The 16,385-nt window shown below is 36.5% G+C and carries 16 protein-coding genes; 1 reads left to right on the top strand and 15 read right to left on the bottom strand.

Annotated elements, in window-relative coordinates:
* Positions 1-19 precede the first annotated feature (19 nt).
* Positions 20-1,237, top strand: a complete 1,218-nt coding sequence (locus ACYIB7_RS07840; protein ID WP_103982423.1) for a tetratricopeptide repeat protein — start codon at positions 20-22, stop codon at positions 1,235-1,237.
* Positions 1,238-1,597: 360 nt separating this feature from the next.
* On the opposite strand, the gene ACYIB7_RS07835 is transcribed toward ACYIB7_RS07840, so the two are convergent.
* The 15 genes from ACYIB7_RS07835 to ftsY form a co-directional block, all read right to left on the bottom strand.
* Entirely contained in the window at positions 1,598-2,710 is a 1,113-nt protein-coding gene (locus tag ACYIB7_RS07835; protein WP_103982422.1) for a universal stress protein, read from the bottom strand.
* A 117-nt stretch (positions 2,711-2,827) separates the two neighbouring features.
* Positions 2,828-3,103 carry a DNA-binding protein gene (locus tag ACYIB7_RS07830; protein WP_099465680.1) on the bottom strand — a complete coding sequence of 92 codons (276 nt, stop codon included), beginning with the start codon at positions 3,101-3,103 and terminating at the stop codon, positions 2,828-2,830.
* A gap of 139 nt (positions 3,104-3,242) precedes the next feature.
* Complete coding sequence (locus tag ACYIB7_RS07825; RefSeq protein WP_103982421.1) at positions 3,243-3,935, bottom strand: phosphatase PAP2 family protein; 693 nt, start codon at positions 3,933-3,935, stop codon at positions 3,243-3,245.
* Between the two features lie 3 nt (positions 3,936-3,938).
* The gene (locus ACYIB7_RS07820; protein WP_103982524.1) at positions 3,939-4,712 is read right to left on the bottom strand and encodes a tetratricopeptide repeat protein; all 774 of its coding nucleotides are present in this window, start codon (positions 4,710-4,712) and stop codon (positions 3,939-3,941) included.
* Between the two features lie 4 nt (positions 4,713-4,716).
* On the bottom strand, positions 4,717-6,531 hold the full coding sequence (locus ACYIB7_RS07815; RefSeq protein WP_103982420.1) for a BatD family protein: 1,815 nt from the start codon (positions 6,529-6,531) through the stop codon (positions 4,717-4,719).
* Positions 6,532-6,553: 22 nt separating this feature from the next.
* Positions 6,554-7,291: a tetratricopeptide repeat protein gene (locus ACYIB7_RS07810; protein ID WP_199163445.1), complete on the bottom strand. Its 738-nt coding sequence runs from the start codon at positions 7,289-7,291 to the stop codon at positions 6,554-6,556.
* 14 nt (positions 7,292-7,305) lie between these two features.
* On the bottom strand, positions 7,306-8,325 hold the full coding sequence (locus ACYIB7_RS07805) for a vWA domain-containing protein (RefSeq protein ID WP_103982419.1): 1,020 nt from the start codon (positions 8,323-8,325) through the stop codon (positions 7,306-7,308).
* Between the two features lie 15 nt (positions 8,326-8,340).
* Positions 8,341-9,327 carry a vWA domain-containing protein gene (locus ACYIB7_RS07800; RefSeq protein WP_103982418.1) on the bottom strand — a complete coding sequence of 329 codons (987 nt, stop codon included), beginning with the start codon at positions 9,325-9,327 and terminating at the stop codon, positions 8,341-8,343.
* Positions 9,324-10,334, bottom strand: a complete 1,011-nt coding sequence (locus ACYIB7_RS07795) for a hypothetical protein (RefSeq protein WP_103982417.1) — start codon at positions 10,332-10,334, stop codon at positions 9,324-9,326. Before ACYIB7_RS07795 ends, ACYIB7_RS07800 begins: the two co-directional genes overlap by 4 nt.
* Positions 10,335-10,343: 9 nt before the next feature.
* The gene (locus ACYIB7_RS07790) at positions 10,344-11,213 is read right to left on the bottom strand and encodes a DUF58 domain-containing protein (RefSeq protein ID WP_103982416.1); all 870 of its coding nucleotides are present in this window, start codon (positions 11,211-11,213) and stop codon (positions 10,344-10,346) included.
* A gap of 102 nt (positions 11,214-11,315) precedes the next feature.
* Positions 11,316-12,311 carry an AAA family ATPase gene (locus tag ACYIB7_RS07785; RefSeq protein WP_099465688.1) on the bottom strand — a complete coding sequence of 332 codons (996 nt, stop codon included), beginning with the start codon at positions 12,309-12,311 and terminating at the stop codon, positions 11,316-11,318.
* A 154-nt stretch (positions 12,312-12,465) separates the two neighbouring features.
* Complete coding sequence (locus ACYIB7_RS07780) at positions 12,466-13,734, bottom strand: HU family DNA-binding protein (protein ID WP_103982415.1); 1,269 nt, start codon at positions 13,732-13,734, stop codon at positions 12,466-12,468.
* Complete coding sequence (locus ACYIB7_RS07775; protein WP_099465690.1) at positions 13,727-14,017, bottom strand: HU family DNA-binding protein; 291 nt, start codon at positions 14,015-14,017, stop codon at positions 13,727-13,729. The genes ACYIB7_RS07780 and ACYIB7_RS07775 overlap by 8 nt, the downstream gene beginning before the upstream one ends.
* Positions 14,018-14,094: 77 nt before the next feature.
* Positions 14,095-15,393: a 30S ribosomal protein S12 methylthiotransferase RimO gene (rimO, locus tag ACYIB7_RS07770; protein ID WP_480338435.1), complete on the bottom strand. Its 1,299-nt coding sequence runs from the start codon at positions 15,391-15,393 to the stop codon at positions 14,095-14,097.
* Positions 15,390-16,343: a signal recognition particle-docking protein FtsY gene (ftsY, locus tag ACYIB7_RS07765; protein WP_103982413.1), complete on the bottom strand. Its 954-nt coding sequence runs from the start codon at positions 16,341-16,343 to the stop codon at positions 15,390-15,392. The genes rimO and ftsY overlap by 4 nt, the downstream gene beginning before the upstream one ends.
* Positions 16,344-16,385: the final 42 nt, after the last annotated feature.

Here is a 16,385-nt window from a genome sequence, read left to right as displayed (position 1 = left end):
ATCTCAAATTAACATCGCAATGAAACGAGTATTATTAACAGCTGCACTATGTATTGCAGCATCTGCCTCATTCGCGCAGAAAAAAGCCGTAAACGAGGCTCAAAGTATTGCAAAGGGAGATAAACCGGATTTTACTGAAGCAAGAACTCTCATAAAAGGAGCTCTGGAAAATCCGGAGTCTAAGGATGATCCTAAGACTTGGTATGTTGCCGGTTTTATTGAAGACCAACAGTTCAGCAACGAAAGAACAAAACAAGTGTTAGGTCAACAACCAAACGAACCTGTTATGTATGAAGCGTTAGGTAATGTATTACCATATTTCAAGAAAGCTTACGAATTGGATCAGTTACCCAACAAAAAAGGTAAAGTAAAACCTAAATTCACAAAAGATATTAAAGGCATTTTGGGAGCTAACCACTTGTATTATATAAATGGTGGAGCTTATTATTTCGATCAGAAAGATTATCCAAAAGCTTATGATTTCTTCCAGCAATATCTTGAAATCTCAGATCTGCCAATGTTTAAAGGCGAACAAGTTGCCGAAAAAGATTCAAATTACATGACCGTTCAATTTTATGCAGCTGTTGCAGCTACACAACTTGGCGATTCTCAGAAAGCTATTGCAGCATTGGAACGTGCAAAAAACACAGACTATAGAGCGAATGACGTATATCAGTATTTGTGTTATGAGTATGAACAAGCCAAAGATACTGTTAATCTGGAAAAAATATTAGAAGAAGGTAGAATCAAGTTCCCGGATGAAAAGTATTATTTGATGAGCTTAATCAATAATTATATCTACTCTGATAGAAATGAAAAGGCTATTGAATACTTAAATACTGCAATCGCTAAAGATCCCAATAATCCCGAACTTTATAATGTAATGGGTAGAGTTTACGAAACAGGTTTGAAAGATTATGACAATGCAGAAAAATTCTTCCGTAAAGCATTAGAATTTAATCCGGACTATACAGATGCTCTTAGCAACTTAGGTCGTATATTTTATAATCAAGGTGTAAACAAACAGGGTGAAGCCAACATGATCAATGATAGCAAACAATATCAGGAAGAATTAGCTAAAGCTAAAGATTTATTCAAGAAAGCACTTCCATATTATGAAAAAGCTCATCAATTGAAACCAGAAGATAAAGAATATATGACAGCATTAAGAGGCATCTATTATAACCTAAACATGGGTAAAGAATTTGATGCCATAGAAGCTGAAATGAATCAATAATTATAATGATCAAAAAATAAAGGGACAGTCTTTAGTAAGGGCAGTCCCTTTATTTTTTGTATTAGTTTTGTTTAGTTCCCAATTTTATCTTCCAAGATACTTATTAAACATAATCGTAATTATAATCCAAAACCTTTGAATATCATATTAACTCCTGATTTCATGCAAAAACAAAAAAAGCCCGTATACAACTTCCCAGTTACATACGGACCAAACAAATAACAAACTCTACTTATATGAAAAAACAAATACTACTAACAAATTATTATGAAATTGACAACGGTTATTTGTCGCTTTCATTTATATAACAAGGAACAATATCAATAGTTCAAAATACATATAATTTTTTTCGTGTTTTTTCTACGCATGCATTACCAACAACGGCGTATCAGTATGAAATAACATTTTCCTTGCAATACTTGGATTGAACATACGAGCTAATAAATTTCTACGATAAGTGCTTAGCGCAATAACATCGATATGCTTATCACGTACAAATTTTTCTACTGCAATCAGCAAATCTCCATCATCTAAAACAGTATGGCTTATATTAGCATCAGGATAATGTTTTTTGAAATATTCGCGGACTCCTGACAAACGTATTTCATTCCATTCATTTTTACTCGTCGAAATATTAAAAAGATGAATATGTACATCATATCCTTTAATGATCTCCATAAATTCATCGAATGCAACAAGGTCGCGTTGATTAAAAGACGTTGCAAATGCTATATTTTTAGCTTCGCCCAAATCATTAAATGGAACATTTTCAGGAATAGCTAATACAGGAACTCTGTTTACTTCTATTACTTCACCCGTAACACTTCCTATCAGATCCATGTCTTTCTGGCTCTTGCCTCGAGTACCCATAACAATCAAAGTAGGATGATAATCTTTGCTATATGCAATGATTTCTTCTTCTGGTAATCCTTCCCGTAAGACGTAATCATATTTTACTTTTGGCAATTCTCCAGAATTCATCTTCCGATTAATATGCATACAGATATTTTGCATATCCACTTGTACGCGTTTCAATACATTCTGAACAGATTCCTCTTCATTTACCTGATATGCAAGCGTATCACCCATTGGTATTGCAGACGGGAAATATGGACTAAAATATGCATGCATCAACATTACTTCTGCACCTACTTTATGTGCATAATTAATACCAAGTTCACATGCTTTTATCGAATAATCAGAGAAGTCTATTGGAATCAAAACCTTTTTCGTTTTAGACGTTTCAGTTTCTGCTTCGTCTTCTTCACTTAACCATTTATGGTCTTCAATTATGCGTAAAGCATGTGGTAAGTCACTTTCCTTAATTCTCACACGTACACCCGCAGAAATTACAGGTTGAATCTGATTTACATTCATAATGTAAACTTCAATACCTTCTGTTTCCAGTATAGTTTTCAAAATCTGAGCCTTTTCATACGTGTGAATAGCTAATGTAACCAATTTGTCTTCCATACCAATTAATTTTATTTATTAAACAATCGGAATAATCTAAAAGTTGGTCTAAAAAAAAAATCCCAAAGCATCTCTTTATTTCAGCTATGGGATTTTTTATAAAAGTTGAAAATATCTTTACGCTTCCTGTGCTATCGACACTTCGTCTTTTTCAGCAAGTATCTGTATAGCACGCTCAAATATTGTTGTATCATCTAAAACAACCAATCCTCCATCCGGACCTGGTTCAATATGTATACCACAGCTTTTTCCGTCTTTAAAATTATGTCCGCCAAAATAATTACGAACAGTTTCGACTGATATACCCAATTCATCTGCGATACGATGAGTACTGCCGTCAGGCAAATTGTCTTTAATTCTACGCAATTCGTTAAATGTGATCGTTTTTGTCATGGCTTCCTTATTTTGAAGGTTAATACTTTATTGTTAATTTTGATGCCACTAACTTAGCAATTTAAAATTACAGAAGCAAATTAATTTCATTGAAATAACATTATAACCCTTATGCTTTACGACATATTATAACAAAATGTCACCTAAGACAATTAATCAATAATTGATTGAATATCAAAATCATAAGAATAGTAGCCCATATAGCATAAACAATCAGATTCTTCTGTTTTGTGGTATAAATGAATGAAGGTAGCTTCTCCCCTGCTCCATCAACAAGCTTACAACGTACGTGTACATATATATAATATGTCAAATAACCGAAAATTATACCAGCTATTGCACCGGGAATAATATCTGTAATAAAATGAACACCTAAATATATACGTGAGTAAGCAGTCAAAGTAGCCCATATAAATATGGTCCAAGTAAATAATCTGTATCGCAGCAGTAAAGTCATCAAAGTCGCAAAACCAAAAGCATTCGCCGCATGGCTTGATATAAACCCATATTTACCTCCACGATATCCAAATACAGTTTTCACCTGATCCATAAAATCCGGATGATGAGTCGGACGGAAACGTGTAAAAATAGGCTTGCATACATGGGAGGCAAATTGGTCACATAAAGTTATAACCAATACAATAGCCAATAAAATAAGAATCCATTCTTTCCAATTCTTTTTGTATACTATCACTAAAAGAATAAATACAGCCAATGGCAACCAGACCACTTTGCCCGAATAAAGCCACATAAACTGATCAAGGAAAGTAAAATTGCTACCATTAAGCATAAAGAACGCATCGCGTTCATAAACCAACAATTTTTCTATCATTAACTAGATTTTTTCTATGTCTTTACTTGGCATCCAACCAACATTTCCATCTTCCAATACGATCTCGCTCCATTCGCCAAGTGTACTTTTAACAGATACTTTAGTACCTTCATGAAGTATGAATAAATCCGTACCACTAGCATCCGGAGAACTCTTCACTGTAACTGTAGGTGCAAAAACAATAGCATGCGTACGATTAACAAGTTCATCTTTCTGATGTTTTGCAAAGATATTGGAAAAAATCACCAACACCAAAAACACAAGCCCCAAGTAAAAACCAGCCTTTTTCAAACGAATCCATCTTGAAAAGAAAAATAGAATAAGACAGCCTATAAATAGGATAAAACATACAATTCCCATACGAGCCCATGAATCTACAGCTGCATTATTCTGAATTGCATTAAACCAATCCGTCAGGAAAAAATTCTCTATAGGTTCAATTTTATCAATAGACTTTTGTCTTGCCATTTGCAAGTTAAAACGAACATCGGCATCACTTGGATCCAGAACTAATGCACGTTCATAATTCAATATTGCCGGTGCAATTTTTCCTGCTTTATAGTATGCATTTCCCAAATTATAAAAAATCTCTGCCGATTCGCCATTACTTTTCAGAATGTTTTCGTAAAGTTCTATAGCTTTGTTATAGTTTTCTTTTGTATAAGCTTCTTCCGCTTCTTTTATAGCCGTATCTTGAGCATATACTATATTCCATGCAAAACATTGAACCAAGAATAAGAAAAATAATATCTTCTTCATATATCTATGTATCTTCATTTCCTTACTTTTTAATTGTATTCTCCATTTTACCAATGGCATCTACCGTTAAATCATATAATTTATCCATTGCATCAGAAGCCTGAGACGGAGCATAACGAGCAAATTCACATGTATTCAAGATATCCATAAACTCATTAATCAGAGTCTCTTCTACTCCATATTTTGTCAATTCCGCTTCTACATTGTCTTTACTAAGATTTGCTTGCGGTATATTAAGTTTATCGCTTAAATAGCCCCATAAAGCACGAAGGACTTCGTCATAAAACTCTTCTTTTTTATTTTCCTTCATTAATTTACCCGCAATCTTCAAACGCCTTACTGCCATTTTATTAGCTTTCTTGGTACGTACCAACGCAATATTAGAATTCTCTTTGACCTGTTTACGGTAAATAAAGAAAAATACAACAAATAATATAGCCGGCACTAAATAGCACATAAAATACATAGCCGAACCAAAGAATATATCATTTGTTGATGTAAAGGTCACACCCTTGGTCTTCAAATAACGAATGTCTTTGCCAAGATACTTTACACTTTCTTTGTTACTGAAGTTAGACATAACAGGTGCATTACCTTCTTCCTCTTTGCCCTTTTCAACATGAAGCTTATAAGGTTCACTAGTGAGTGTTTTATATGAGCCACTTTTCACATCAAAATAAGAAAACGCAATGGCCGGTATCTCAAAGTCTCCTGCATAACGCGGAATGGCCATATATTCAATCGTTTTCGATCCATTTACCCCTGCAGTCGAAATTTTAAAGTCTGTTTCAACTTTCGGATCATAAACATCAAAATCATTCGGAAAAACGACTTCTGGATTTTTTATCAACTTGATATTTCCACTTCCCGAAATCTTTAATTTTATAGTAACAGCATCATTTGTTTTTACATTATCAGAACTTATGCTAGAAGCCATGGTAAAGTTTCCTACTGCACCCGAAAATGACGCAGGCTTTCCCGATGGCAACGGTTTAACGTTTATAGTAACAGGAGCTGTTGTGAGTATCTTATTTACATCTTGATAAGAATCAAAGAAATCATCAAAGATACTACGGACTTTTTGTTGTGTAGCTATACGGATAACGGCATCAAATTTTCCTCCATCGATTGTAATGTTTCCCGAACGCTGTGGAAACAACACCGTCTGTCTAAATATGACAGTGAAATAGTTACGGCCATTATAATGTTCTTGTGTCCACTGTTTATTGGGCAAATCTATCTCTTGTACCAAAAATCCTTCAAACTCGGGATATTTCATATTATTCAATGTACAAGGACGAGTAGCATACAACTTATATGTAACTAAAAAACCTTCTTGTTCAAATACATTCCGATTAGACACTTCCATTCTTACAAAGTAATCGTCTTTACCGATAGCAGTAGCAGAACTGTTGCCACTTCCTTCATTTCCATTGCTACTGTTATTTGCTTTATCAGGAGGAAGTACTTTTATAACTAATCCATTAGACGTATAATTTGCACCTTTTACTTTTATTGATGCCGGAGGAATATTAAATGTACCTTCTTTTTTAGGCATCAGTATATACGTATAACTAATAGATGTTTCACTTTTACTTTGACCATTTGTCCAACTACTGCTATATGACGTAGATTGGGATGGTCCCATCAAAACATCAAAATCAGACAATTCCTGCACTCGAAGATCTTTACATTCGGCATTAACAGTATAAGTTAAACGGAATTGTTCTCCCATTACCACAGCATCAGGCGCAGTAGCCTTGAAAACCACATCGGTTGCTTTTACAGTAATACCTGCTGTTAATATAAGAACGAATAAGAAAATTAATTTCCTCATTATGATTATATATTTCTTTTAATTACCACTCTTTATCTGTTTTACGACGTTGTTGCTGTTGCATTTGCGCCTTCTTCACTTTCTCTTGCGTATCTTTTTCATCCTGCAAGAAAGCATCCAACATTTGCTGAGCATTATCTTTACTCATTTGCTCGTTTTGCTGTGGCTGTTCTTGCGTTTTATTCTGTTTATTATCGTCTTGTTTCTGTTGCTGTTGTTGTTGCTGATCATCTTTCTGATCTTTATTTTCTTGTTTATCCTGATTCTGCTGATCCTGGCTTTGATCTTCATTCTGTTGATCTTGCAACAATTTTTGAGCTAAGGCCAGATTATAGCGCGTCTCATCATCTTTAGGATTTAAACGAAGAGATTGTTTATACGATTCCACACTCTTGCCATAATCCTTTTTTTGCATAAAAATATTTCCGACATTATGGTAAAGCTGAGCCAAACGGTCTTTACCTTCCGGTGTTTCCACCATTTTTTCTCCTTGTCCGGCAATCAATTGATATTGTTCGGCTGCTTCGTCATATTTTTTCTGTTTATAAAGAGAATTTCCTAAATCATAAGTACCTTCGACCGAGCGGGGATTTACATCCAGACTCTTTCGATAGGCAATTTCTGCCTCCGTATACTTTTCGTTTTGATAAAGTTTATTCCCTTCACGTACATTTTTACGTTCAGCCTTTTGGGCAAATATAGTTCCGCTACAGAACACAAGTGCCGATATATATATTATAGTTTTCTGCATATATTTCATCGTCCAATTCATAATTAAGAGAATAATTTCACTTTCCTGAATATACGATTCTTACGATCCAGTGTCATAAAATCTGCAATCAGCAAGAACAAAGCAATCCATGCAAATATCTGGAACCGTTCATCATATTCGGAATATACTTTGCTATCCAATTCCGATTTATTCATTTTATCAACCTCTTTTTCCAATGCTTTTAAAGCGGAATTTGTGTTATCAGCACGCACATACATACCATTTCCCGCTGCTGCAATCTCCTGGCACATTTGCTCATTAAGCTTTGTAATAACAACATTCCCTTCTTTATCTTTCATATAGTTATTACTTCCCGGAACAGGTATCGGAGCACCTTTTGGGTCACCCATACCTACAATATTCACATGAATACCTTTTTCAGCAGCAGCTTTAGCTGCACCTACAGCGTCATCTTCATGATTTTCGCCGTCCGTAATCAAAATAATTGCTTTATCCGATGTCTCATTTGGCGTGAATGATCGAGCAGCCAAGTTTATTGCTGCACCGATAGCAGTACCCTGGCTGGAAACCATAGATGGGTTAATAGAAGACAAAAACATCTTCGCCGAAATATAATCGGAAGTAATCGGTAACTGTGTAAAAGCATCTCCTGCAAAAACGATCAGTCCTACTTTATCATTTGTAAAACCATCCGTTAATTTAGCCAGCATTTGTTTGGCCTTGTCCAAACGATTCGGGGTGACATCTTCGGCAAGCATGGAATTTGAAACATCCAGACAAACCATTATTTCTATTCCCTGACGTTTTACAGTTTCCAGTTTAGAACCAAACTGAGGTCCTGCAATAACAAAAATAACCAATGTAATGGCTCCGAACAACAGCCAAAATTTCAAGTGCTGGCGCTTAGGTGACACTTCTGGCATCAATTCAGCCAATAAAGCTGGGTTACCATATTTTTTAATTGCTTTTTTCTTCAGTATTAAAGCATATACATAAAATGCCACTAATGCCGGCAAAATGAACAGCAAGTATAAAAAGTCCGGATGTGCAAAACGAAACATAAGCCTTTTTTTATTTTATGGTATATTTCTCAACAATGTATTTCTCAACAAAACTTCCACCAGTAACAAAGCAAATACCAATAAGGCCCAGTTCTTATATTCTTCCTGTTTCTTACTGTATTCCTGTACACTGATTTTTGTTTTTTCCATCTTATCAATCTCAGAATAAATCTCTTTCAGGCTCGCATTATCCGTAGCACGAAAATACTGACCGCCTGTTGTTGCCGATATCTGCTTTAATGTCGGTTCATCTATCTCTACCGGAATATTCTGGTATTGAATACCAAATGCCGTCTGGAACGGATATGGAGCCATGCCTTTTGTTCCTACGCCGATTGTATATACACGTATGCCAAAAGTCTTGGCAATTTCGGCAGCAGTTACCGGCGCTATTTCTCCTGTATTATTTGAACCATCAGTCAGAAGTATAATTACTTTTGATTTAGCCTGACTATCTTTAATGCGGCTAACGGCATTAGCCAGTCCTAAACCAATAGCAGTTCCGTCTTGTATCATACCGCTTTGTATATCCTTAAAAAGATTCAGCAAAACTGTATGATCCGTAGTTAACGGACACTGAGTAAAACTTTCTCCCGAAAAAACAACCAAACCAATATTATCATTCGGCCTGCCGTTTATAAAAGATGCTGCTACATCTTTGGCTGCTTCTAAACGGTTAGGTTTCAAATCCTGAGCCAACATACTTCCGGAAATATCCATTGCCAGTATTATATCTATACCTTCCGTTGATGAATTTTGCCAGCTATTTGTTGACTGCGGACGAGCTAAAACCACAATAAGTATTGCAACAGCAGCCATTCTTAAAACGAAAGGGATATGACGCAGATATACTTTCCATGATGTTACTCCCGGTACATTAAACGCCTCAGAAGAGGAAACCTGCAAACTTGCCTGACTTTTGCGTAGTTTGTAAATGTACCATCCGATCATCGGGATGAGCAACAACAATAAATACAGATATAGGGGATTTGCAAATATCATTTTTCTTCTTTCATTATATTTGAATCATTCTTTTCTCCTGGTACTTCCTCTGCTTTTTCAGCTTCAGGAGTAGCAACTTCTTCCACACGTATTGTCTGATTAATGAATGTGTATGCATTAGTCATGCTTAGATCATTTTCATCAGGTAGCGGATGCATCTTTGCAAATTTTACATAATCAGACAACTGCAAAATCTGCTTTAAGTTATTAAATACAGGTTTTGCATCTGCTTCATCACGGAGCACATCCAGAATTTCTGCAGAAGTCATTTCCATTGCATTGACGCCAAAACGTTCAACAACATACTTACGCAACGTTTCCGTTATCAAAGTATAATATTCCTTGTTACGTCCCTGCTGCCATAATTTCTGTTGCTTAATTTCGTCCAGTTCCTTTATAGCCTGTTCGTGAGGCGGAAGTTTTGGTTCCGGCTTCTTAAACGGTATCAGCGATTTTTTGCTACGCAGACGTTTGATAACGTAAGCAATTACACAGATCAGGAATAAAGTTAGCAACACCCCATAAATGATCGGATAATAGTCCGCCAAGACAAAAGGAGGCTTCCATATATCCTTTATATCATTAAACTCTTCCGGTTTATCTGCATTAACAGGTATAGTAGAAACCTTTAGTGCGACCTGATTCGAATAAATGGTATCTAAACCGTCTATCACCTTCAGCGGCGGCAATAAATATAAGGAAGAATCAAACGAGGTTATCAATACATCTTGTTTAATTAACAAGCGGTTATTCTCAATATCCACAGAATCCGGCTTAGAAAGGTTTAACACTTCTACGCCAGTCATCAACGTATCGTTAGGAATAACTATTTGTACAGGACGGTCTTTATCCGTCGTTACTGTCAGATGTAATACTGTCTGTTCACCGATTAATATGGCAGCCGAATCGATTGCAACATCTATCAAGGTTTTCTGCGCATAAACCTTCCCGCTCACCAGGGAAGTAGTCAGTAAAATAAACAGTATGCCTTTCTTTATCAGTTTCATTAGTTCGCTTTAATTACGTTTGTCAAATAGAGCAATCAATGCTTTCACATAATCATCTTCCGTGCGGATAGAAACAGAATCCACTCGACATTTCTTAAATGAATCACTCATTTCACTCTGCCGCTGTTGCCACCATTCCTGATAAGCCTCGCGAACACGAGCAGATGAACTGTCAATCCATTGTTCCAAACCGGTTTCTGCATCCTTAATTTTCATTAGTCCAACATTAGGAAGTTCTGCCTCACGACGATCATACACCTGGATAGCAACTACATCATGCTTACGATTAGCTATTGTCAGTGCATCCTTGAAACTTCCCTTATTAATAAAGTCGGAAATAACGAATGCAGTACAACGTTTCTTGATTGCATTTGTCAAATATTTCAGTACTTGGCTAATATCTGTTTTTGTATCTTCCGGCTGGAAGTCAATCAGTTCACGAATGATATAAAGGATATGCTTTTTACCCTTCTGGGGTGGAATAAACTTTTCTATCTTATCGGAGAAAAAAACAACACCTATCTTATCGTTATTCTGTATGGCAGAAAACGCCAATGTTGCAGCTATCTCCGTAATGATCTCCTTCTTCATTACGTTTACGGAACCAAACTCCCGGCTTCCGGATACATCTATCAGCAGCATCACCGTTAGTTCGCGCTCTTCCTCAAATACTTTGATATAAGGACGAACATATCTCGCGGTTACGTTCCAGTCGATGTCCCGAATATCATCGCCGTATTGATATTCACGTACTTCGCTGAATGCCATACCACGACCTTTAAATGCCGAATGATATTGGCCGGCAAAAATATTACGTGACAGACCACGGGTCTTTATTTCAATCCGACGAACCTTCTTTAATAGTTCACTAGTTTCCATTGTTTCGTTTCCTTTAATTATTAAACTGATTTTTTATTCCTTTCGGATGAAATTTGAATTTCTCCCGAAAGGAATCGGAATTTCTTCCGAACGTATCAATAATTAGGGAACCTCAATCTTGTTCAAAATTTCGCTGATAACTTCTTCGGAGGTCAAGTTGTTTGCTTCAGCTTCATAACTCAAGCCGATACGGTGGCGCATTACATCGTGGCATACGGCACGAACGTCTTCCGGTATAACATAACCTCTGCGTTTAATAAACGCATAAGCCCGGGCAGCCAAAGCTAAATTAATAGAAGCACGTGGAGAAGCTCCGAATGAAATCATGTTGGATAAATTTGCCAATCCGTGTTCCTGAGGGAAGCGGGTAGCAAATACAATGTCTACAATATAACGTTCGATTTTTTCATCCAGATAGACTTCGCGAACAATATTGCGTGCTTCAATTATTTCTTGCTTGGAAAGTGTCGGTTTAATTTCAGGTCTTGCACCACTTATATTTTGACGGATAATTAATTTTTCCTCTTCTTTTTTCGGATAATTAATAATAACCTTCAACATGAAACGGTCTACCTGTGCTTCTGGCAATGGATAAGTTCCCTCCTGCTCGATCGGGTTTTGTGTAGCCATTACTAAAAACGGCTGCGGTAGTTTGTAAGTATGCTCACTGATGGTGACCTGGCGTTCTTGCATGGCTTCCAAAAGCGCACTCTGAACTTTTGCCGGAGCACGGTTAATTTCATCAGCTAACACAAAATTAGCGAAGATCGGACCTTGTTTTACCTGGAATTCTTCGCTTTTCTGACTATAAATCATTGTACCGATTACGTCGGCCGGAAGCAAATCCGGAGTAAACTGGATACGACTGTATTTCGCATCAATCAGCGATGCCATCGTTTTAATAGCCAAGGTCTTTGCCAAACCAGGAACACCTTCCAACAGGATGTGTCCGTCTGAAAGCAGACCTATCAATAATGATTCAACTAAATGTTTCTGACCAACAATAACCTGGTCCATACCCATCGTAATCATGTTCACAAACGAACTTTTGCTTTCAATTCGCTCATTCAACTCACGAATGTCTACTGTCTGACTCATAGAATTTCTTTATTTTGTTGTTACTGTTTTTTGCTTTACTTTTTTTAGATGCACAAAATTAGAAATGTTAAATTCGTAAGCTTCACTTTTGCAGTTAAATAATACTAACTTGCATATTGTCGTTTTGTTTTATTTTACTTAAAAAAGGTGCTTTTTATTTTCCCCCGGATAATATTTGAGTTTGGAGAGCAGCAGCTTTAGCAATCGAAGTACTGCTATGTGCATCTATACCATAAAGTTCTGGTAAGGGAATAACTATTTCAGTGCCGACAGGAACATTATTCGGATCTGCAATGACATTTTTATTATGCTCATATAAATATACCCAGAAAATCTTATGGCCATAATGTTCAAGAGCTACCAAAGTCAAACGGTCGCCTGCTTTGATCTTGACTTTTACCAAATCATTTTTCGCAGGTTTTGCTGTAGCTTGTACGGTCTCTTTTATCTTAACCGGCTCTTTTTCGGGTATTTCTATTTTTTCGGTCATTGTATCTGCTGACGTTACATCCAAGGTATCATTGTAATCAACTACTGCCATATCCAATGAATCCGAAAGTATTGCATTATCAGGCTCTTCTTTCTGTTCTATTTCAAAGGAGCCATTGCCATTACTATAATTATAGGTAAAAAATGGTTTGAAATCAAAAAACAGATACACGCCAACAATACCAACCAAGACGAATGTAAAAAGTACGATAATCATCCGTTTCAAAAAAGAGTGCTCGTTACGGTCGTAATCTTCACGCATAACTTCCTGAAAAGAATAATCCGGATAATCGGCATATTCATTTACTCTTTTTTCAGATCCGGATACATCTTCAATAGGTTCAATAGGCGGCACTTCAGCTTCTGGAGTTTTTTGTTGCTCCTCTTGTTGTTGTTCTTTTTTTTCAACCACCACTTCCTCTAAAGACTCCTGAGAAGTTTCTATTATCTGTTCTTCTTTTTGAAGAATATCTACTACCGGCTCTGAGGGAGTTGTTGGAAATTTTTCGTCAATAATTCTTTCTTCCGGTATTATTTCCTCTACTGATTCATCTTCTGCTTCTCTATCCGAATCATCATCATTAGATTGGTCTGTATCAGAAAAATCCACATTTTCATTAACTTCTGTTGTTTCAAAGAATGAAAAAGGTTTATTTACCAACTCTTTTAGTTCCTTATCAGGAAGAAATGAAAACTTATAATGTTCCGGAATTAAAAAACGTTTCCCTGTATTTACGTGGATACTTTCACGTTTTTCTACAGCTATGATTTTAAATGTTCCCAACCCTTTTATCTTAACGGATTTATCGGTAAAAACACCATCCATCACAACCGAAATCAACACTCTGAGAAAACGTTCTGTTTCCTTTTTATCTTTACCAGTATACTCTGCAAGCAAACCGGCCATATCTTGTATTGTGAGCCGGCTATTCATTATCACTCAATTCTTTAAGTTTTGTTTTAATTGTGGTTCCCGGTTTGAATACCGGAACTAATTTAGGAGGTACTAAATAACGTTTTCCATTTGCAGGATTAACAGAAATACGCTCCGTTTTCTTTTTTATTTCAAACTGTCCAAAGCCCGAAAGATATATAGAATCGTTATCGATTAATTTAGATCCCAAAATAGAATTGAAAGCAGACAACATTTCCGCAGTATCTTGTGCAGTCCAGTTTAATTTATTAGCAACCTCCTCTATCAATTCTTTGTTTTTCATACTTTCCATAAATCTAGATTCAGCTGCTATATTAGTTATTTTTTTGTAAACCGACAAACTTATTTACAGTTTTTATATCAACCTAACACTTTGCCATACAGGTCGAAAGCCTGTGCATCTTCGACTTCTACATCATAAAATTCACCTAAGGTTAGCCGATTGGCTTTGTTAATCAAAAGCTCCGGGTCAACCTCCGGGGAATCAAACTCTGTACGTCCAATGTAGAAACCGTCTTCTTCCCTGTCTATAATAGCTTTAAACGTTTTACCAATTTTTGAGGTATTTATTTCAGAAGAAATACGTTCCTGAATACGCATTATATAGTCCAGCCGTTCTTCTTTCACTTCCTGCAGAATCTCGTCTTGGTAACGTTTATATGCATATGTACCTTCTTCATGGCTATATGGGAAAGCCCCCATACGTTCAAACCGTATTTTCCGGATAAATTCAACTAATTCTTCAAAATCTTTTTCCGTTTCACCCGGATGGCCAACCATCAATGTTGTTCTTAAATGAATGCCGGGAACTTCTTCTCTCATTCGTTGTATAAGGTCGTACGTCTCCTGTTTAGTAATATTACGACGCATCCGCTTTAACATATTATCACTAATATGTTGAAGAGCAATATCCATATATTTGCACACATTCCCACGCTCACGCATTACGCGCAATAAGTCGTAAGGAAAATGAGCCGGATAACCGTAATGTAAACGTATCCATTCCACTCCCGGTATATCGGATATACGTTCTACCAATTCCGGTAAAGCATATCGCTTATATAAATCAAGTCCATAATATGTTAAGTCCTGAGCAATTACCTGGAATTCTTTTACCCCTTGCCGGACGAGCAAACGAACTTCTTCCTCAATAGTTTCCATAGGTAAAGATTGGTAATGTCCGGTACTGATAGGTATGGCGCAATAAGAACATGTGCGATCGCAACCCTCTGCAATTTTAAGATATGCGTAATGGCTGGGGGTCGTAAGCACACGGTCGGCAGATAAATCCTTATTATAAGATTTACCTAAATCAGATATAAGTTGTTTCCAGTTAAATTTTCCGTAAAAATGGTCTACTTCGGGCAGTTCTTTCTGCAGATCTTTCATAAAACGTTCAGACAGACATCCCATAACAAACAGCTTACCTATCTTTCCTTTTTTCTTCGCTTCTCCCAATTCAAGAATCATATTAATAGATTCTTCCTGAGCATCGCCAATAAATCCACATGTATTTACAACGACTATTTCACCATTAATTTTATGAGGGTCATGCTCTACTGTGTAGCCATTGGCTACAAACTGACGCATAATCTGCTCTGAATCCACCAGGTTCTTCGAGCAACCTAATGTTATAACGTCTACCTTATTTTTTCTCATTCTCCAAATAATGAATTTACAAATTCCTTCTTCCGGAACACCTGTAAATCTTCGATACCTTCTCCTAAGCCAATATATTTTACCGGAATACGGAAATGATCGGAAATACCAATCACTACACCACCTTTGGCTGTTCCATCCAGCTTAGTTACGGCAAGCGCATTTACTTCTGTTGCCGCTGTAAATTGTTTTGCCTGTTCAAAGGCATTTTGTCCTGTAGAACCATCCAAAACCAATAAAACTTCATGAGGAGCGTCTGGAATAACTTTTTTCATTACATTTTTAATTTTGGTAAGCTCGTTCATCAGATTTATCTTATTGTGCAAACGTCCGGCCGTGTCTATTATAACAACATCCGCGTTATTTGATTTGGCAGAACTTAATGTATCAAATGCCACAGAAGCAGGATCGGATCCCATTTTTTGCTTCACAATAGGTACACCTACACGTTCGCTCCAAATAACCAACTGCTCAACGGCGGCTGCACGAAAGGTATCGGCTGCACCCAAATATACATTTTTACCGGCTTTTTTAAACTGATAAGCCAATTTTCCTATAGTTGTGGTTTTTCCCACACCATTCACCCCAACAACCATAATAACATATGGTTTATGCTCTTCGGGTATAGTAAAACCATCGGCATCTTCTGTATTATTTTCTGTAAGTAAACTAGCTATCTCATCTCGCAATATAGCAGTCAACTCGTGTGTATTAACGTATTTATCCTGAGCTACTCTTTTTTCAATGCGGGAAATAATTTTCAATGTTGTATCTACACCTACGTCCGATGTTATCAATACTTCTTCCAAATTATCCAATACTTCGTCATCCACCTTATTCTTACCTGCCACAGCCCTGGTAATTTTGGAAAATACGCTTTCTTTCGTTTTAGATAATCCTTTGTCTAAAGTTTCCTTCTTTTCTTTACTGAAAAAGCTAAATATACCCATATTTAAATACTTAATTTATATCAGATTGAATAACACCGCTAA

This window comes from Parabacteroides sp. KHUB-03, from assembly GCF_056640975.1.
Note: the sequence above shows the minus strand (reverse complement) of the source record. Positions and strands in the feature narration are given on the sequence as shown.